This window comes from Maritalea porphyrae (genome assembly GCF_027213965.1).
Lineage (GTDB): Bacteria > Pseudomonadota > Alphaproteobacteria > Rhizobiales > Devosiaceae > Maritalea > Maritalea porphyrae_A.
Map to the genome: position 1 here is coordinate 825179 of NZ_JAPWGX010000002.1, position 19989 is coordinate 845167.

Sequence of the window (19989 nt, forward strand, 5' to 3'; positions counted from 1 at the left end):
AGATAGGAAATTCGACGTAATGTCTGTTGAAATTCGAGTGCCCACTCTTGGCGAGAGCGTGACAGAAGCCACGATTGGGCAATGGTTCAAAAAGCCGGGGGAAGCCGTTAATGCGGACGAACCGGTGGTTGAACTGGAGACGGATAAGGTAACAATTGAAGTGAGTGCACCGGCAAGCGGCGTTCTGGAAGCGATAAGCTTTTCAGAAGGTGAAACGGTGGAAGTAGGCGCTTTAATTGGAGTCATTGCGGATGGTGCTAAAGCGGCACCAACCGAACAAAGTCAAAACAAGCAAGAAACGAGCGAGGCCAGCATGGCGAGCGAAGATAAAAATGATGCAGCGCCAGTAGATATTGTGGTGCCGGTAGCGGGCGAATCTGTTGTTGAAGCAGATGTTGGCCAATGGTTCAAAAAAGTCGGCGATCGGGTTGAGTTGGACGAGGCAATCGTTGAACTTGAAACCGACAAAGCGGCGATGGATGTGTCCTCTCCAGTTGCCGGTACGGTGATTGAAATTCTCGCTGAGAGTGGTGAGACGGTTGAAGTTGGTGCATTGCTTGCCCGTGTTCAGCCTGGTGAAGGTGGAGCTGCGGTTACAGCAGCACCAGCACCTTCGCCCGTTGCACAAGTGCCAGCGGCAGCTCCTGCTGTTGGGGGTACTGAAATGCCACCTGCACCATCTGCTGCAAAAATGCTTGCTGAGAAAAATATGGATGCCGCTGACGTTGCCGGTTCTGGCAAGCGTGGTCAGGTGTTAAAAGAGGATGTGCTTTCAGCCGTTGCGAACTTGGGCACCACAGCTGTGACCAAAGCAGCCCCTGCGCCAGCGCGTGCCCCGTCAAATGTTGATGATGCGCCGCGCGAAGAACGGGTGAAAATGACCCGTCTGCGCAAAACCATTGCGACACGTCTAAAAGAAGCTCAAAACACCGCGGCCATGTTGACCACTTTTAACGAAGTGGACATGAAGCCTGTGATGGACTTGCGCAAGTCGTATAAGGATTTGTTTGAGAAAAAGCATGGCGTAAAACTTGGCTTCATGGGCTTTTTCACCCGTGCGGTTGTGCATGCACTCAAAGAAATTCCAGCGGTTAATGCTGAGATTGATGGCAATGATCTAATCTACAAAAACTACGCCCACATTGGGGTCGCTGTTGGAACCGAAAAGGGCCTTGTTGTCCCTGTGGTTCGTAATGCAGATCAGATGAGCATTGCAGAAGTCGAGCAAGAAATTGGCCGATTGGGCCGTGCAGCACGCGACGGCGAATTGTCCATGGCTGATATGCAGGGCGGCACCTTTACCATTTCAAATGGTGGTGTTTACGGCTCATTGATGTCGACCCCAATTTTGAATGCACCACAATCTGGTATTTTGGGCATGCATAAAATCCAAGAACGCCCTGTGGTTGTGAATGGTGAGATTGTGATTCGCCCAATGATGTATCTAGCGCTTTCTTATGACCACCGAATTGTTGACGGCAAAGAAGCCGTGACGTTCTTGGTGCGCCTAAAAGAAAGCTTGGAAGATCCACAGCGTTTGGTTTTGGATCTCTAGTTCTAATCGGCGCGCGGCATAGGGTGTTGCGCGCCAATTTCCTCTCTCTCCCAATCATAATAAGGCGAAGCAAATTCGTCATAAATCGGGTTTATAATCTTTTACGAGGCAATTATGTCGGACAAGTTTGATCTCACCTTTATCGGAACCGGCCCTGGGGGCTATGTTGGCGCAATTCGTGCGGCGCAATTGGGTATGAAAGTTGCGGTTGTTGAAAAACGCAGCACCCATGGCGGCACGTGCCTGAACATTGGCTGTATTCCTTCAAAAGCGTTGTTGCACGCATCAGAGCTTTTTGAAGAAGCCAACCACACATTTGCAAAACTGGGCATTCAAGTTGAGCCTGAGCTTGATCTTGGCACCATGCTGAAGCACAAAGATGATACGGTTTCTTCAAACACCACTGGCATTGAGTTCTTGCTCAAGAAAAACAAAATCACCGCCTTCCACGGTCTTGGTACCATTGAAGCACCGGGCAAGGTGAAAGTGACCGCCGACGATGGATCCGAGCAAGTGCTTGAGACCACAAATATTGTGATCGCCACGGGTTCTGATTCAGCCAATTTGCCGGGCATTGAGATTGACGAAGAACGCGTTGTGACTTCAACCGGCGCTTTGGAACTTAAAGAAGTACCAAAGAAAATGTTGGTTGTTGGCGCGGGCGTGATCGGTCTTGAACTGGGGTCAGTTTGGTCGCGTTTGGGTGCAGAGGTTACCGTTGTTGAATTCCTTGACCGCATTTTGCCGGGCATGGACAGCGAGATTGCAAAGAACTTCCAGCGTACGCTGAAAAAACAAGGCTTTAAGTTTAAACTGGGCACAAAGGTGACCGGTGTTGATAAATCTGGCGATGTTCTTAAAGCGACAGTTGAACCTGCAGCTGGCGGTGCCGCTGAAGACATTGAAGCTGATGTGATTTTGGTGGCCATTGGCCGTACGCCTTATACACAAGGTCTTGGTTTGGAAGCCGCAGGCGTTGAGCTTGATGAGCGCGGTCGTGTGAAAACCGATGCGCATTACAAGTCAAATGTTGATGGCATCTATGCGATTGGCGATGTGATTGTTGGCCCGATGTTGGCCCATAAAGCTGAAGACGAGGGTGTGGCCGTTGCTGAGATTATTGCGGGGCAAGCTGGGCACGTGAACTATGGTGTCATCCCGGGTGTTGTTTACACCAACCCTGAAGTGGCTTCAGTTGGTCAAACCGAAGATGACGTGAAAGCGGCGGGCATCGAGTATAAAATCGGCAAATTCAACTTCACGGCCAATGGTCGTGCTAAGGCGATGCGGGCAACAGATGGTTTTGTGAAAATCATTGCGGACAAAAACACCGACCGCGTTCTTGGTGCGCATATCATCGGCAAAGGCGCTGGTGAGATCATTCATGAATTGGCCGTGTTGATGGAGTTTGGTGGTTCGGCTGAAGATTTGGCCCGCACCTGCCACGCTCACCCCACCATGTCTGAAGCCGTGCGAGAAGCGGCAATGGGCTGTGGCGATGGCACCATTCATATGTAATTGAGCTTATGCTCAATAAGTGATCTAAATGAAGTGCCGGAGATTTGCTCCGGCACTTTTTTGTTTGTGGGGATGGATGAATGGTTGAGTTGCCAACTTTGAGTGAGATTGAACAGCGCTACGCACAACTTGAGGGGCAGGTTTTGCCCACACCTACTGTGCAGGCCACATCTGCCAAACTGGCGGATGTGTTGGGATTTGATCTGTTCTTGAAGTTAGAACTGTTTCAACATACGGGCACCTTTAAAGCGCGCGGCGCACTTTCGGTGATCAGCACTTTAACCAACGCACAAAAAGCAAATGGTATTACCGCGGTCAGTGCGGGAAACCATGCGATTGCCGCCAGTTGGGCGGCGCGAAAGGCTGGGATTTCGGCCAAAGTGGTGATGACGAAAACGGCAAACCCCTTACGTATTGAGCGCTCTAAGGCTGAAGGCGCTGAAGTTATTTTGTGTGACGATATCGCCGCGGCATTTGCCGAAGTTCAGCGCTTGGAAAAAGAAGAAGGGCGCACCTTTGTCCATCCGTTCGAAGGGGTAAACACAACCCTTGGCGCTGCAGGGGTTGGCCTTGAATTGATGCGAGACGTTCAAGGTTTGGATGCAGTGATCGTATCTATAGGTGGTGGCGGTTTGATTTCGGGCGTTGCAGCGGCCGTGAAATTGATCAACCCCAGTTGCAAAGTCTATGGTGTTGAGCCAACTGGCGCTGCCTCCATGAGCGCGTCACGAAATGCAAATGAACCAGTGACCATGGATGAGATCAACACCATCGCTGATAGTCTCGCGCCACCCTATTCCTTGCCCTACAGTTTTGCCCTCAACCAAGCCTTCGTCGATGAGGTGGTTACGGTCACCGACGATCAGATTTGTGCTGGGCAGGCGCTTTATCAAGAAGAGCTAAAATTGGCAGTTGAACCCGCCGCAGGGGCAACACTTGCAGCAGCGCTTGGGCCCTTGCGCAACAAGGTTGCAGGCAAACGGCATGCACTTATTGTGTGCGGCGCGAATATTGACAGCGCAACTTTTGCAAGCCAAATCGTGCGCGGGCAAGACCATGTGGCTGCGTTGCTTGGCTAAGCGAAATCAATATGTGACCCCGCATAAGCGGGGCCGATATTTTTAACGCTCCAACAATACCCGCTCAACACTATAGCCTGCGTTGCGGAAGCCTTCGACTAGTCCGGTTTCGCCGACCAAATGTAGGGCGCCGACGGCAACAAAAATGGAGCCTTGTTCATGCAAGGCGACCGATTTTTCCACCATGCCTTGGTTGCGGATATCGAGCAACTCGCGCTGGAAACTCAGCATGTCTGCTTCCCCGTCTTTTAGGCTATGGGAATAATGCATCATCAGAGGCAGCATAACGCCGATTTCTTCGTCCAAATAAAGCTCGGCAGCGGTCTGCAAAATGTCATCAAAAACACCATCGCGATATTGCTGGGCCGCGTCATCAAGGGACTTGTAAAAAAAGCTTTTGTCGATTTGATCGATGGCTTCAATCTGATCGCGCACGGTTTCTAATCCAACCACGGTTTTGCCCGCGTCACGGGCTTTATTTTCCATGACCACATCAAGGAAATTGGTGTCGGATAATCCTTTTTCGACGTCACACATGCTAAAGGCGAGCAGGGAGGCGCTTAGCCAAGGCTGCATGGGTTCAATCTGGTCAAAATCTGAACCGCGCTCGTTCAGCAATTTGTCCACTTCAGCCACTGTTTCAGCGCTAAGATTGTCACTAAGTTTTGCGCCATCTTGTTGAAACATCAATTCGGGCGATCCGCCCATGATGATGCCCATTTCGTAGGCGGTTTTGGATCCATCCAATTCGCCCACGAATGTGTCGGCTGACATAAGTGCGGTTTCAACATTTTTGGGTAAATCCAAAATCCGCTCGTCGGATTTGTGCATGGTGCCGTAAATCCACGACACATGTGCATCATCCTCGTGGCTTATTTTCCAAAATAGGCCGCGCCCATTGGCTGTTGCGTCGGCCTGAGCCTTAATATTGGCATAGGCAGCGGGGTCCATTTGTTGCATCTCTTGATAAAGATTTGCTTGGGTGCAGGCCGTGCTGGCCATTGCGGGGTGAATGGAAAATGCTGCGCTGAGTGTAAGAGCGGCACCGAATATGGTTTTAAACATAAATCTTCCTCGTCAAAATCGAAATGGCCTTTGCCTTTAAATGTGGGTTTGGATCATAGCAATGCAATGACCAAATGGTTTTTAGGACGGAATTTGTACCTTGCGGGCTGCCGCCTCTTTGGCCACCCGATCCATTTGGGTGAAACTGATCACGCCGATCAGCACCATTGCGGCCCCCGCTGCGTGCCAAATGGTGAAGGGTTCACCCAAGACCGAAACCGCTAACCCGATGGTCACAAGCGTTGAAATGTTGCCGATTACCGCAGTGGGCTCTGGCCCCACCATGCCGATGCTTATTGAGATCAAATAGGCAGGCACAACTGTTGAAATTGTGGCAACCGCAAACATAAGCATCATGGCGCGCGGCGGCAAAGACAAGTCACTTAAATCGTTGACGATGAAAAAGTGAACGATCACCACCAGCCCTGCGGCAGTCATGGCAATCGAAGTGAACAGCCGTGCGCCGATGCGGTCAATATGGGGTTTGGCCAAGACCTGATAGACCGCATAAGACAGAGCCGCGCCCAGAACGAGGGACGCGCCGATGATGGTTGAGTGGCCATCCAATTGCAGATCTCGGGCAAAGATGACGGCCAATCCGCTGTATGAAATAAAGAGGGCGATCAGCATTTTTGGTTGGAGGGGGCGGCCTTGGAAAATGGCGCCAATCAGCACCACAAAAATGGGGTAGGTCAGCAAAATCAATCGATCAAATTGCGCGGAGATATAGGTCAGGCCGGCAAAGTCCAAATAGGACGCTAAATAATAGCCAAGCGCGCCGATGGCCCCAACGGTTGCCAATGCTTTCCAGGTGAGCAGTTTGCCCTTTGTTTGGGCAACACGGCGGCGATAGCCAAAGTAACCGATTAAAATGAAGAACGGCAGTGCGATGATCATGCGCCATGTAAGCGTGGTAATGGCGTCGACGTTTTCGATCAGCGCCAGCTTGATCAGAATGCCTTTTGTGGCGAAAAAGCTCGCACCAAGCGCGCCGATCAAATAGCCAAGGATGATTTTATTGCCAGAAGTGCCAGAAGTGGTCGACATAATGTGCCTATTTGGATTGATGAGCGATAAGATCGCGGATGAATTGCACGCCTAATTCAACCTGGCTGAGTTCGATATATTCATCTGGCTTGTGGGCTTGATCGATTGAGCCGGGGCCACAAACGATGGTTGAAAACCCGCCGTCAGTTTGGAACTGTCCGGCCTCTGTGCCGTAGGGTACGCCAATTGTTTCATTTTTACCCGCCAACCGCATGGCAAGGGATTTGGCCACATCCTCTTCTGGGGCGGCAAAGCCGGGGGTCCAGACCACGGTTTGAGTGATCGAACAGTCCGCGTGTTTGGCCTGCATCTCTTTTTCAAGTTCGGCGATTAAGGCGTCAATTCTTTTTACGATGGCGGCATGGTCTTCTTGGGGGAGCACCCGATAGTCATAGGTAAATGTGCAATCGCGGGCGACAATATTGTCTGCGATACCGCCATGGACTTTTCCAACATTCAAAGTGGAATGGTTCGGGGAAAGGGGCAGTCCAACATATGGGTTGGCTAATAATTCATCGTGCAGGTCATTGATGAAATTGATGATCTTTGCGGCATAGCGTGTGGCGCTGACGCCCAAATGGGTCTGGCTTGAGTGGGCTTCTAGTCCGCGCACATGGATGGTGGAGGCGTAAACGCCCTTGTGCATTTCGGCCACTTGCATGTTGGTGGGTTCACCCACAATCACGGCATCGATTTGGGGTAGGTTTTTTGCCATTTCCTTGATCATGAAGGGCGCGCCCAAACAGCCCAGCTCTTCATCATAAGACAAAGCGATATGGATGGGGCGTTTGAGGTCGCTTTTGAGCATTTCAGGGATAAGCGCCAAACCAATGGCGCAAAAGCCTTTCATGTCGCAGGTGCCGCGACCATAAAGGCGGTTATCCTTTTCCACCACTTCAAATGGGTTGGTGGACCAATCTTGATCCTCCACCGGCACCACGTCAGTGTGGCCGCTCAATATAATGCCACCATCCACATTTGGCCCAATGGTGGCATAAAGATTGGATTTGCTGCCATCTTCATTTGGCACCAAGTGGCTATTGATACCAAGTTCGGCCAAATAGGCTTTTACGTCATGGATAAGAGGTAAGTTCGACTTTGACGATACCGTATCGTGCGCCACAAGACGCGCAATCATGGCTTTGACATGTTCCACCGTTCTCTCCTGTGCATATGGGTGGTCGAGCGACCAAAGGTGCGGAGGGGCAGTCTAGTGTCAAAGAAATGGTTGTGCCAATGCAAAATGCACGAAAACGAGTGGTTTTCTAGCATTGGCGAACAAGTGTGGCGCAGCGCTAGATGTTTGAGGCCATTATGGGCGGTTGATTTGGTCAATCTGGAAAATGATTGGTCCTATAAAATGCCGGCACGGTTTAAAGTCTAGGAGCGCGGATGCGCCTTAAGATAGGCGTCCATGAGTTGGGCAGTGTCGACTTTTGTGTAGATTTGCGTGGTGGAAAGGGACGCGTGACCGAGCAGTTCTTGGATGGCGCGAAGATCTCCGCCACCGGCCAAAAGGTGGGTGGCAAAGCTGTGTCTAAGCGCGTGGGGCGTTGCTGAATTGGGCAGGCCAAAAGCGGAGCGCAATTTTTGCATTTTGAGCTGCACGAGCCTTGGGCTCAATGGCCCGCCGCGTGCGCCCCGAAAAATCGGGTCGTTGTCGTCCGGGTGATAAGGGCAGCTTTTTTGATAATCGGTTATGGCATCGTGGATTGCGCTGAGCACGGGCACCATGCGGGTTTTGTTGCCCTTGCCGGTGATGCGTAGGGTTTTTTGGTCTTTAAGATCATTGGCGGTCAGCGCCAGTGCTTCGGATATGCGCAAGCCCGCGCCATAACAAAGCGCCATGACGGCGATGTCGCGTGCAGCGATCCAAGGTTCGTCGTCCAACATGTCGCCCTGGTCGACCAACTTTTTCGCGTCGATTGCGGTAAGGGCTTTTGGCAGGGTTTGCTTTTTCTTTGGCGCTTTTATTGCGGCCAAACTGTCTGCGGGGGCATGGCCCTCTTTTTCCAAAAAAGTAAAAAAACTTTTGATGCCCGAAAGTCCGCGCGCCATGGTGGCATTGCCCACCCCGGTTTGGCGGCGGTTCGACATGAACGCGCGCCAATCGGCAGGGGTGAAGGAATTTAAGGTTTTTGCGGATACAGGCGCGCCGAAATGATGCGTGAAAAACGTTAGCATTTGCTCCACGTCACGATCATAAGCAACAAGGGTTTTGTCGCTTAAGCGGCGAAGCGAGGATAATTCGTCTTGCCATTGGCCAAGCCAGTGGGCGACTTTTTTGTCTTTGTTGATCAACAGCTCATTCATACCGCCAATTATAGGTGCTGCTTGCTTACCAAAATTGAAATCGCCCTCGTTTTTTTGACGGTCACGATTTAGGCTCTAAGCCACAAACGATTCTTAGAAAGCATCTGATGGGCCAAATTTCTGCCGACATAGTATCCGTTATGGTCAGCGTTGCTGTTGATAGACCATATTCCTATCGGGTGCCGGAGGGGATGAACGTGAGCCGTGGCTCCGTTGTGCAGGTGCCCTTGGGGCCGCGCAAGGTGATGGGGGTTGTGTGGGGCGAGCCCAAAGACCAAGTGGCGCACAATCGACTTAAAGACATTGACTTCGCTTTTGATACACCGCCCTTGACCGAAGAGCTGATGGCGCTTGTTGATTGGATCGCCAAATATACTTTGGCGCAACCTGGAATGGTTCTGCGCGGGGTTTTGCGTTCGCCCGAAGCCTTTGGCGACGATAAACCGATTGCCGTTTATCGGTTCTCAGGGGTTTTGCCCGAGCGCATGACCTCAGCCCGTCAACGGGTGATTGATGTGATGGAAGATGGTTTTGCTTGGCAAAAGCGGGCGCTGGTGGGGGAAACAGGCGTTAGCCCTTCGGTAATCGAAGGCATGGTGAAACTCGGGGTGTTGGAGCAAAGCTTTGTGCCACCGCCCCCGATTGTGCAACCGCCAAACTCAGATCATGCGCCTTTGGTGCTAAATGATGAGCAACAGGCTGCGCTTGAATTGTTGCGCGAGCAAAGCCCAAACGAATTTGGTGTGGCGCTTTTGGATGGGGTCACAGGTTCGGGTAAAACCGAAGTGTTTTTTGAAGCGGTGGCTGATTGTTTGCGCGCTGGGCGGCAGGCGGTGATCCTGTTGCCTGAGATTGCATTGACCCACACCTTCTTGAAGCGCTTTGAAGATCGGTTTGGCGCCCGGCCGGGGGAATGGCATTCGGATATGACCCCGGTGCAGCGCGCACGGATGTGGCGGTCGGTGGCGCGGGGTAAAGTGCAAGCGGTTGTGGGTGCGCGTTCAGCATTGTTTTTGCCCTATCCTGATCTTGGTTTGATCGTGATCGACGAAGAACATGATACGGCGTTCAAGCAAGCAGATCGCGTGAACTATCATGCGCGGGATATGGCGGTGGTGCGGGCCCATCTAGCGAAGGCACGGGTGATCCTGTCGTCAGCGACCCCGTCAGTTGAAAGTCGCAACAATGCGGATCAGGGGCGTTATGCCCATGTGAAAATGCTCGGTCGATTTGCAGACGCAAAAATGCCCGATATTACCGCCATCGACATGAAAGAAGACGGGCCAGAAAAGGGCGAATGGATTGCGCCCAAATTAGCGCGAGAGATTTTTGGCGCGTTGGAGAAAAAAGAACAGGTTCTTTTGTTCCTCAATCGGCGTGGATATGCGCCGCTGACCCTGTGCCGGGATTGTGGATATCAATATCAATGTCCGGATTGTTCGGCCTGGTTGGTAGAACATCGGTTTCGAGGTGTCTTATCGTGTCATCATTGCGGGCACGAAGTGCAAAAACCCAAAACATGTAAAGAGTGTGGGGCAGAAGAATCGCTTATTCCCATCGGTCCGGGTATTGAGCGAATCGCTGAGGAAGCCGCGCGGCGTTTTCCTGAAGCGCGGCGTGTTATCCTTTCGTCTGATATGGGGGGCATCGTTGCGGCACGTGAGCGGTTTGAAGAGATCGCGCGAGGTGATTACGATCTGATCATTGGCACGCAATTGGTGGCCAAAGGGCACCATTTCCCCAAGCTGAATTTGGTTGGGGTGCTGGATGCGGATTTGGGTTTGGCCCATGGGGATCCGCGAGCAGCAGAAAAGACATTTCAAATATTGACCCAGGTAACGGGCCGTGCCGGACGGATAGGCAAGGCCGGGCGAGCATTTTTGCAGACTTATGTACCCGAGCACGCGGTGATGCAGGCGATGGTGCGCGGTGACCGTGAGGCATTCTATAAACATGAGCTAAAGGCGCGCGAATCGGCGGGATTGCCGCCCTTTGGCCGTTTGGCTGCGCTAATTATATCGGCAACTGAACATGAAGTGGCGTTTGGCCATGCGCGCGGGTTAGCGGTTATGGCCCCAAAAGCGCCAGATGAAGCGAAGCTGAAATTGTTTGGTCCAGCAGATGCGCCCGTGGCGATGGTTCGGGGGCGACACAGGGTGCGGCTTTTGGTGCAGGCTGACAAGCATTTCGATCTGTCCGGATATGTGCGTTTTTGGTTGCAAGAAGGGCCAAAAGTTACCGGGAACTTGCGGGTGCAGGTCGATATTGACCCGATGAGCTTTTATTGAGAGTCGGCGCTAGTTTTGACAGTTTGATGCCAAACTTTGTGTAAAATTCACAAAAAGTGCCCAACTGCAAATGAGTCTGCCCAATTTTCGCCTCCTGTCTATTGCGCGGCCTAAATGCTTATGGTAGACGGTGCGCGATATCTGAGGAGGGCGCGAGCGTCAGCCTCCTAACACCATGAAAATTCGTGCCGGTATCGCGGGCGGTCGCTCGACGGGACAGGTAAGACGAATTTTTGCAATTGATTGGGGTATAGAGGCTTTGAGCGCACAAAACTCGGTTCTCGTAACAATCGCCCGGCCGTACGCGTCGGCGCTGTTTGATTTAGCGTCTGATGCAAGTGATATTGCGGGTGTTGAAAAGGCTCTTGATAGCCTTTTGAAGCTGATCAATGACAGCACAGACTTTGCTGCTTTTTTGAAAAGCCCAGTAATTTCTGGCGACGATAAAACAGCAGTTGTCGAAGCATTGATCAAAAAGGCCAAACTTAAGGGCCTATCAGCAAATTTCTTAAATCTTGTGGCAAAGAACCAACGTCTGTTCGCGTTGCCGCAAATGATTTCTCAGTTCAAAGCGCTTGCTGCAAAGGATCGGGGTGAAGTTCACGCCGAGGTTACCTCTGCTCAGCCGCTTTCGAAAGCACACCAGGACAGCCTTGCTAAGGCTCTGAAAGAGAAAATTGGTAAGGATGTCACGCTTGAGCAGCATGTGGATGCTGATCTTATTGGCGGACTAATCGTTAAGGTTGGTTCTCAAATGATCGATTCCTCGCTCAAGACGAAATTGACAGCCATGAAGATCGCCATGAAAGAGGTCGGCTAATGGATATTAAAGCTGCAGAAATTTCTGCCATTCTCAAAGATCAAATCAAAGATTTTGGGAAAGAGGCGCAAGTCTCAGAAGTTGGGCAAGTTCTCTCCGTCGGTGACGGTATTGCTCGTGTATATGGCCTTGACAATGTTCAGGCTGGTGAGCTCGTTGAGTTCCCAGGCGGCATTAAAGGGATGGCCTTGAACCTTGAAGCTGACAACGTAGGTGTTGTTATCTTTGGTTCTGACCGTGCCATTAAAGAAGGCGACACCGTTAAGCGTACTGGCGCAATTGTTGACGTTCCTGTTGGCAAAGAATTGCTTGGTCGCGTTGTTGATGGTTTGGGCAACCCAATTGATGGTAAGGGCCCAATTAAGTCAAAAACACGTAAGCTTGTGGATGTTAAGGCACCTGGCATTTTGCCACGTAAGTCTGTGCATGAGCCAATGTCGACTGGTTTGAAAGCTGTTGATGCGATGATCCCGATTGGCCGTGGCCAACGCGAATTGATCATTGGTGACCGCCAAACTGGTAAAACCGCTGTTCTTCTTGATACATTCTTGAACCAAAAGCCTGCTCATCAGGGTAAGGACGAGAATGAGAAGCTTTACTGTATCTATGTTGCTGTTGGCCAAAAGCGTTCAACTGTTGCTCAGTTCGTAAAGACTTTGGAAGACGCTGGCGCGATGGAATATTCTATCGTTGTTGCTGCAACCGCTTCTGATCCTGCTCCAATGCAGTTCTTGGCGCCGTTTACCGGCTGTACCATGGGTGAATATTTCCGCGATAACGGCATGCACGCTGTGATTGGTTATGATGACCTGTCAAAGCAAGCTGTGGCTTATCGTCAAATGTCACTTCTTCTTCGTCGTCCACCTGGGCGTGAAGCTTATCCTGGTGACGTTTTCTATCTTCACTCACGTTTGCTCGAGCGTTCAGCGAAATTGAACGAAGATCACGGTTCTGGTTCTTTGACCGCTTTGCCGATCATTGAAACACAAGCGAACGACGTGTCTGCTTATATTCCAACGAACGTGATTTCGATCACGGATGGTCAGATCTTCTTGGAAACAGACTTGTTCTTCCAAGGTATCCGTCCTGCGGTTAACGTTGGTCTTTCAGTTTCTCGTGTGGGTTCATCTGCGCAGATTAAAGCAATGAAGCAAGTTGCTGGTTCTGTTAAAGGTGAGTTGGCTCAGTATCGTGAGATGGCAGCGTTCGCTCAGTTTGGTTCTGACCTTGATGCGGCGACGCAGAAAATGTTGAACCGTGGTGCCCGTTTGGTGGAGCTTTTGAAGCAACCACAATTCTCACCACTTAAAACTGAAGAGCAAGTTGCAGTGATCTTTGCCGGCGTTGAAGGCTATATTGATAGCGTTGGCGTTCGTGACGTGCAAAAGTTCGAGCAAGGTTTGCTTGGCGCATTGCGCGGTACACACAAAGACTTGCTTGATACGATTGCAAAAGAGAAAGCTATTTCTGACGAAACACGTGAGAAATTGCATTCAGCGATTGGCGGATACGCCAAGACCTTTGCAGCGTAACAATCTTTAGGTTTTGACAAGGAGCTGAGGTGCTATGCCCTCATTGAAGGACCTTAAAAACCGGATATCTTCGGTCAAATCGACCCAGAAGATCACCAAGGCAATGCAAATGGTTGCAGCTGCAAAGCTGCGCCGTGCGCAAGATAATGCTGAAAGTGCCCGGCCATACGCAGAGCGCATGAATGATGTGCTCGCCGGTTTGGCCGCGGCCTATAAGGGCCGTGACGGTGCGCCGCAGCTACTTGGTGGAAACGGTAAAGACCAGACACATTTGCTTATTGTCGCATCCGCAGAGCGTGGACTTTGTGGCGGCTTTAACTCGTCCATTGCACGGCTTGCTCGTGATCATGCGAATGAGTTGATTGCAAAAGGCAAGACAGTCAAAATTCTTTGTGTTGGCAAAAAAGGACATGACGTTTTAAAGCGTTTGTTCGCTGACCAAATGGAAGGTTTGATCACCTTGCGTGAAGTCAAACAAATTGGCTATGCGAATGCTAAGGAAATTGGCGATCGCGTGTTGGCCATGTTTGATGCTGGCGAATATGACGTGGCGACATTGTTCTATTCAAAGTTTAAATCTGTGATTAGCCAAGTGCCAACGGCACATCAGCTTATTCCCGCTTCTTTTGATCAAGACCAAGAGACCGGCGAAGCCACAAATTATGAATATGAGCCAAGCGAAGAAGCTATTTTGGAAGACTTGCTGCCACGTAATGTGTCTGTGCAAATTTTCCACGCGCTACTTGAAAATGCGGCTGGTGAAATGGGTGCAAAAATGTCCGCGATGGACAATGCGACCCGTAACGCTGGTGACATGATCAATAAGCTTGAAATTAGCTACAACCGTCAGCGCCAAGCTCAGATCACAAAAGAATTGATTGAAATTATCTCAGGCGCGGAAGCGCTCTAAGGCAAACGAGGACAGACCATGGCAGCAAAAGCGAAACAGGTCGGACGCATCAAGCAGGTAATTGGTGCGGTTGTGGACGTGGAATTTGACGGTGATCTACCGCCAATTCTAGGTGCGCTTGAAACAATGAATAATGGCAACCGGATGGTATTGGAAGTCGCCCAGCACTTGGGTGAAAACACAGTACGTACCATTGCGATGGACACATCTGAAGGGCTCGTTCGCGGGCAAGAAGTTGTTGATCTTGGTTCCGCCATTACAATTCCAGTTGGTGTTGAAACACTTGGCCGGATCATGAACGTTATCGGTGAGCCGATTGACGAAGCTGGTCCGATTAAAACCAAAGAAAAACGCGCCATCCACCAAGAAGCACCAGAATTTGTTGAGCAATCTCCAGAAGCTGAAATTCTTGTGACCGGTATTAAGGTTGTGGATTTGCTGGCTCCATATGCGAAGGGCGGTAAAATCGGCCTCTTCGGTGGTGCGGGTGTTGGTAAGACAGTTCTTATTCAAGAGTTGATCAACAACGTTGCGAACAATCACGGTGGTTATTCTGTGTTTGCGGGCGTTGGTGAGCGCACACGTGAAGGTAATGACCTTTACTGGGAAATGATTGAATCAGGCGTGAACAAAGAAAAAGGCGGCGCAGGCTCAAAATGCGCGCTTGTGTTCGGCCAAATGAATGAACCCCCAGGAGCACGTGCTCGTGTGGCATTGACTGGTTTGACCATTGCGGAACAGTTCCGTGATGAAGGCCAAGACGTGTTGTTCTTTGTTGATAACATCTTCCGCTTTACACAAGCTGGTTCAGAAGTGTCAGCTTTGTTGGGACGTATTCCTTCAGCTGTGGGTTATCAGCCTACTTTGGCGACTGACATGGGTGCCATGCAGGAGCGGATTACAACAACATCAAAAGGTTCAGTGACTTCAGTGCAAGCTGTTTACGTGCCTGCCGATGATTTGACCGATCCAGCACCAGCGGCAACCTTTGCTCACTTGGATGCGACAACCGTTTTGAACCGTGCGATTTCTGAAAAGGGTATTTACCCTGCGGTGGATCCACTTGATTCAAACTCACGTCTTCTTGATCCACAGGTTGTGGGTGAAGAGCACTATCAAGTGGCACGTGATGTTCAAGAAATCCTTCAGCGTTATAAATCGCTTCAAGATATTATCGCGATTTTGGGCATGGACGAGCTTTCTGAAGAAGACAAACTTACTGTGGCACGTGCCCGTAAGATTGAACGCTTCATGTCTCAGCCATTCCACGTGGCGGAAATCTTCACAGGTACGCCTGGTATCTTTGTTGGTCTTGAAGACACGGTTAAAGCGTTCAAAGGCTTGGTTGCGGGTGAATATGATCACCTTCCAGAAGCTGCATTCTACATGGTTGGCACAATTGATGACGCCGTGAAGAAAGCACAAAAACTTGCAGCAGCTGCTGCATAAAGAAACGAGGGTTTAATGGCCGAAGGCATTAAAATCGAGATCGTTTCACCAGAAAGTCTGGTGCTAAGTGAGCAGGCTTCTGCTGTCACTGTGCCAGGTGCTGATGGTTATTTCACAGTCATGGGCGACCATGCTGCTATGATGACCACGCTAAAAGCCGGCTTTGTGACGGTGACTTCTGGTGGTGCGGAGCGTACCTATTATGTACAGGGCGGCTTTGCGGATGTTAATGATGCAGGCCTGACCATTCTTGCTGAACAAGCAAAAACGGGCGCTGACTTTGACAAAGGTGAGTTAGATGCGGCCATTGTGAGTGCACAAGAAGCACTTAATGGCGCAACAACTGACCAAGCAAAGCAAGATGCTCAGACAGCGCTTGATGGCTGGAAGAACCTGCTGATGGAAATTGATGTTGTGGGCTTGCCCAACTAGGCAGCACAAACATTGGTAAAATTTGGAACCCGCGTACCTCGTACGCGGGTTTTTTATTGTTTACTTTTAAAATACGGGCTGTTCGATGGATTTAGTAATGTCGTGTTAACGCCCTATTCGACATTGTATCCCTAAATCAAGATGTATTTTTCCAAGTTGTATTTAGTAGATTGCCAATACCAAGTGTTAACCATTTGGTTTTTGTTGGCTGGCATCTTGTAATCAAAGTGTACGCGTTGGGGGATTCGCGCGTCGTCGAAGAGGTCAAAAGAATGAGTGTTTTATCTCGATTAAAGATTGCACATAAACTACCCGCATTAGTCATCGGTGGCGTGATCGCCGTCGGCTTAGGATTGGGCATATCTGGGGTCATGATTGGTTCTTCAGTAATTACACATGCTGAGACTGAAAAACTGGAGACCCTTGCGGATGGTCGAGCGCATGAAATGAAGGCCTATTTGGAAGATCTCCAAACCGACCTTTTGCTTACCGCTGATAATCCGTTCACAGTCGAGGCACTTAAAGCTTTTGATACAGCTTGGGATACGCTTGGCGGTAGCCAAGATAAACTGTTGCAAGATGCCTATATCAAGAAGAACCCCAACGAGCTTGGGTCCAAGCATTTGTTGGATGCCGCGCCCGGTGGTACCAAATATGACAATGTCCACTTGCAGTACCACGGTATTTTCCGCGAACAGCTGAACCAACGTGGCTATTACGATATCTTCTTGTTCGATGATCAAGGCGATCTTGTTTATACAGTATTCAAAGAACTTGATTATGCGACCAACTTCAAAACTGGTGGCGGTCAGTGGGCCGATACTGATCTGGGCAATGCCTTTAGAGCCGGTATCGCTTTGGACAAGGGCGAAAGCTACTTCTTAGATTTTGAACCCTACAAACCCAGCAATGATGCCCCCGCAAGCTTCATTTCAACACCCATTTTTGACGGCAAAACGCGCATCGGGGTTTTGGTTTTCCAAATGCCCATTGATCGCATTAACGCCATCATGGGCGCAAAGGTTGGCTTAGGAGAAACGGGTGAAACTTTGGTTGTGGGCGCAGATCATTTGATGCGCAACGATTCAACGTTCAGCGAAGACAATGATATCCTGCAAACGACCTTCAAAGCGCAAGAAGTTGACGCCGTGATAAACGGTAACGCAATGCATGGTGAGTTCACCGAATACCGAAACGCATCTATGCTTTTTGCTGCCGCACCAATGGAATTTGAAGGCACCACTTGGGCCGTGTTGGCTGTGCAAGAAAAGTCCGAAGCACTGGCTTCGGTTGATACGATGCGCTGGACAATGCTGGCAATCGGCAGTTTCTTGCTTTTGATTACTGCGGCGATAGGGTGGTTCTTTTCGCGCACCATTACGCGCCCCATGTCGAACATCACAGAAACAATGCGCGCTTTGGCAGACAACGACTTGGACGTCACAGTTGACGGCATTGACCGGTCTGATGAATTGGGTTCAATGGCGCGCGCTGTCGAGGTGTTCCGCGAAAACGCTGTCAAAGTCGCTGAATTGGGTGTTGAAGAAGCAGCCCGTCAAAAAGCCCTCGCTGAGCGCCAAGAAATGATGGAAGAGCTACAACAAAGCTTTGGGATCGTTGTTGGCGCGGCGGCGGCTGGCGATTTCTCGCAGCGGGTTAGCGAAGACATTGCAGATGATGAGATGGTCAAATTGTCACGCAGCGTGAATTCTTTGATCGATACGGTGGACCGCGGCATTAAAGAAACGGGTGAAGTGCTTGCGGCCTTGGCCAATACCGACCTAACCAAGCGCATGGAAGGTAATTATGAAGGCGCATTCTTGCAGCTTAAGAATGATACCAACCGGGTTGCGGATCGTTTGACAGATGTTGTGGGGCAATTGCGCACGACGTCAACCGCTCTGAAAAGCGCGACCAGTGAGATTTTGGCTGGTGCCAATGATCTATCCGAACGCACCACGCGCCAGGCCGCAACGATTGAAGAAACTTCTGCTGCCATGGAGCAATTGGCAGATACGGTTTTGGAAAACGCTAAAGAAGCGGAAAGCGCCAGCGATATTGCGGATAAAGTTCGTGCTACGGCTGAAGAAGGTGGCGATGTCATGCGTCAGGCCAATGAGGCTATGGAGCGCATTACGGAAAGCTCGAACAAGATTTCTAATATCATTGGCATGATTGATGATATCGCTTTCCAGACCAACTTGCTTGCCCTGAACGCTTCAGTTGAAGCCGCGCGGGCGGGTGAAGCGGGCAAAGGCTTTGCCGTTGTTGCGGTTGAGGTGCGTCGCCTTGCTCAATCTGCTGCCACAGCCTCTTCGGACGTCAAGGTGCTCATTGAGCAATCCGTAAACGAAGTTGACGGCGGTACAAAACTTGTTTCACAAGCCTCTGACAACCTTGGCGTTATGCTGGATGCAGCACGGACCAACAACGAATTGATGGTTTCTATTGCTGATAAGAGCAAATCCCAAGCTTCAGCAATTGAACAGATCAATACCGCTGTTCGTGAGATGGATGAAACCACTCAGCACAATGCAGCATTGGTTGAAGAAACCAACGCAGCCATTGAGCAGACAGAAGGCCAAGCAGCTGAACTTGATCGGATCGTTGATGTGTTTGTAACCCATGATGGTGGTCAACGCCGTCTGCCTGTAGGTGCAAACAATCAGGTGCCAAACGAATTGCCGCCCGAAAACGGCATCAAGGCCATTCAAGCCAAAGCACAAAAGGTTGCAAAATCCTATATAAGCCAAGGCAATGCGGCCGTTGATATGGACGCCGAGTGGCCGCAGTTCTAGTCAACACCAATTCTGAAATTTTAGGGGGCGCTCATCTGTTGAGTGCCCCTTTTTATTGCGTCAATCGGAAGTGAAACTAGTGGGTTTTTGTTGGTGAAAACCGGCTATTGAGAGATTTATTGTTAGTTATCCGGCACTTACTTCATTAAAGTTGAATTTACTAAGCTGGCTTACACTCAGACAAAAGAGTAGCCACGAGGGATGTGCAAAGAGCGCGCGTATATAGCGTTACAGCACAGCAGAATATGCAAAACAAACTTCGCTTCCGAATCGGTTCGCCTAAACTCACAACATCAATTGCATTGTTTGTTGTACTCAGTATTGCGCTCTCAATTGCAGCGGTGGCGACCGCTATCTATTTTCAGATTTCATCTAATGTAATGGAGCAAGCGCGCGCCTCACAGCTGGCCAATATGCGCACAACCATTGCCATTCTTGAAACGCAGATGCCAGGCTCCGATATGGGGCGTGACGAAAGCGGTGAGGTTAAAACAATCACCACCTTCCGTATGCCCAAGTTGCGCACGGATGACATGGTGGAGTCAATTGGCGCGGTAACACGCGGACCTGTTTCACTTATGGTGTTCAACCCTGAAGTTGAAGGGTTTGAGCAGTTCACCACAACGGTTGAAATTGAAGAAGGTGTGCGCGACAAGGAATATGTATTAGACGCGAGCAATCCCGCGTATGAACGTTTGATCCTTAACGAGCAATTTGCCGGCCGTGTGATGATTAGGGGCACCAAGTTCTTTGCGGTCTATCAGCCCATCCAAGACAAAAAGGCCAATGTTATCGGTGCCGTTTTTGTTGGTGCACCAATCGCGGACTTTGAAGGTCAAGTTATGGCCACCCTGCAACTCATCGTGGTGGTATCGCTTGCGGTTCTTGGGGTGATGGCTGTTGCTGCGTTCGTTGTGTCACGCATTATGATGCGTCCAATTCCCCGCATCTCAGAAGCAATGACAGAAATTGCCAATGGTGATTATGACTATGAAGTGCCTTACACTCAAAAAACCAACGAACTTGGCGAGATGGCGCGGGCGGTTGAGGTTTTCCGGGCCAATGGACTTCGGGTGAATGAAATGACCGAAGAAGAGAAGATGGCTTCCAAGCAGCGCATGGTGGAACGTGCGGATATGATGCAAGAACTGCAACGTGCCTTTGGCGAAGTTGTGGACGCAGC

Annotated in this window: 15 protein-coding genes; 11 read left to right on the forward strand and 4 right to left on the reverse strand. The window is 50.3% G+C overall.

Annotated elements, in window-relative coordinates:
• Window positions 1-19 precede the first annotated feature (19 nt).
• The 3 genes from odhB (at window position 20) to O4H47_RS08805 (ending at window position 4152) form a co-directional block, all read left to right on the forward strand.
• The gene (gene odhB / locus O4H47_RS08795) at window positions 20-1555 is read left to right on the forward strand and encodes a 2-oxoglutarate dehydrogenase complex dihydrolipoyllysine-residue succinyltransferase (RefSeq protein ID WP_269393585.1); all 1536 of its coding nucleotides are present in this window, start codon (window positions 20-22) and stop codon (window positions 1553-1555) included.
• Between the two features lie 114 nt (window positions 1556-1669).
• Window positions 1670-3073, forward strand: a complete 1404-nt coding sequence (lpdA, locus tag O4H47_RS08800; protein ID WP_269393586.1) for a dihydrolipoyl dehydrogenase — start codon at window positions 1670-1672, stop codon at window positions 3071-3073.
• Between the two features lie 80 nt (window positions 3074-3153).
• Window positions 3154-4152 carry a threonine/serine dehydratase gene (locus O4H47_RS08805; RefSeq protein ID WP_269393587.1) on the forward strand — a complete coding sequence of 333 codons (999 nt, stop codon included), beginning with the start codon at window positions 3154-3156 and terminating at the stop codon, window positions 4150-4152.
• A 42-nt stretch (window positions 4153-4194) separates the two neighbouring features.
• Here the strand turns inward: O4H47_RS08805 and O4H47_RS08810 are convergent, their stop codons facing one another.
• The 4 genes from O4H47_RS08810 to O4H47_RS08825 all read right to left on the reverse strand — a co-directional run bounded on the left by O4H47_RS08810 (window position 4195) and on the right by O4H47_RS08825 (window position 8577).
• Complete coding sequence (locus O4H47_RS08810) at window positions 4195-5217, reverse strand: TraB/GumN family protein (RefSeq protein WP_269393588.1); 1023 nt, start codon at window positions 5215-5217, stop codon at window positions 4195-4197.
• A gap of 81 nt (window positions 5218-5298) precedes the next feature.
• A complete protein-coding gene (locus O4H47_RS08815; RefSeq protein WP_269393589.1) occupies window positions 5299-6264 on the reverse strand; it encodes a DMT family transporter in 966 nt (321 codons plus the stop codon).
• A 7-nt stretch (window positions 6265-6271) separates the two neighbouring features.
• Window positions 6272-7420: an acetylornithine deacetylase gene (gene argE / locus O4H47_RS08820; protein WP_269393590.1), complete on the reverse strand. Its 1149-nt coding sequence runs from the start codon at window positions 7418-7420 to the stop codon at window positions 6272-6274.
• Window positions 7421-7644: 224 nt separating this feature from the next.
• Window positions 7645-8577, reverse strand: a complete 933-nt coding sequence (locus O4H47_RS08825) for a tyrosine recombinase XerC (RefSeq protein WP_269393591.1) — start codon at window positions 8575-8577, stop codon at window positions 7645-7647.
• Between the two features lie 107 nt (window positions 8578-8684).
• On the opposite strand from O4H47_RS08825, the gene O4H47_RS08830 reads away from it, so the two are divergent.
• From O4H47_RS08830 to O4H47_RS08865, 8 genes are all read left to right on the forward strand, one after another.
• Window positions 8685-10865 (forward strand): primosomal protein N', encoded by a 2181-nt coding sequence (locus O4H47_RS08830; RefSeq protein ID WP_269393592.1) that lies wholly within the window; start codon window positions 8685-8687, stop codon window positions 10863-10865.
• Window positions 10866-11040: 175 nt separating this feature from the next.
• Window positions 11041-11685 (forward strand): F0F1 ATP synthase subunit delta, encoded by a 645-nt coding sequence (locus tag O4H47_RS08835; RefSeq protein ID WP_269393593.1) that lies wholly within the window; start codon window positions 11041-11043, stop codon window positions 11683-11685.
• Entirely contained in the window at window positions 11685-13217 is a 1533-nt protein-coding gene (atpA, locus tag O4H47_RS08840) for a F0F1 ATP synthase subunit alpha (RefSeq protein ID WP_269393594.1), read from the forward strand. The genes O4H47_RS08835 and atpA overlap by 1 nt, the downstream gene beginning before the upstream one ends.
• Before the next feature lie 34 nt (window positions 13218-13251).
• Entirely contained in the window at window positions 13252-14127 is an 876-nt protein-coding gene (locus O4H47_RS08845) for a F0F1 ATP synthase subunit gamma (protein ID WP_269393595.1), read from the forward strand.
• An 18-nt stretch (window positions 14128-14145) separates the two neighbouring features.
• The gene (atpD, locus tag O4H47_RS08850; protein ID WP_269393596.1) at window positions 14146-15576 is read left to right on the forward strand and encodes a F0F1 ATP synthase subunit beta; all 1431 of its coding nucleotides are present in this window, start codon (window positions 14146-14148) and stop codon (window positions 15574-15576) included.
• A gap of 15 nt (window positions 15577-15591) precedes the next feature.
• Entirely contained in the window at window positions 15592-16008 is a 417-nt protein-coding gene (locus tag O4H47_RS08855; protein ID WP_269393597.1) for a F0F1 ATP synthase subunit epsilon, read from the forward strand.
• Window positions 16009-16280: 272 nt separating this feature from the next.
• Window positions 16281-18806: a methyl-accepting chemotaxis protein gene (locus tag O4H47_RS08860; RefSeq protein WP_269393598.1), complete on the forward strand. Its 2526-nt coding sequence runs from the start codon at window positions 16281-16283 to the stop codon at window positions 18804-18806.
• A gap of 245 nt (window positions 18807-19051) precedes the next feature.
• Window positions 19052-19989 (forward strand): Cache 3/Cache 2 fusion domain-containing protein (locus O4H47_RS08865; protein WP_269393599.1); only part of this gene is annotated, 938 nt, incomplete at its 3' end.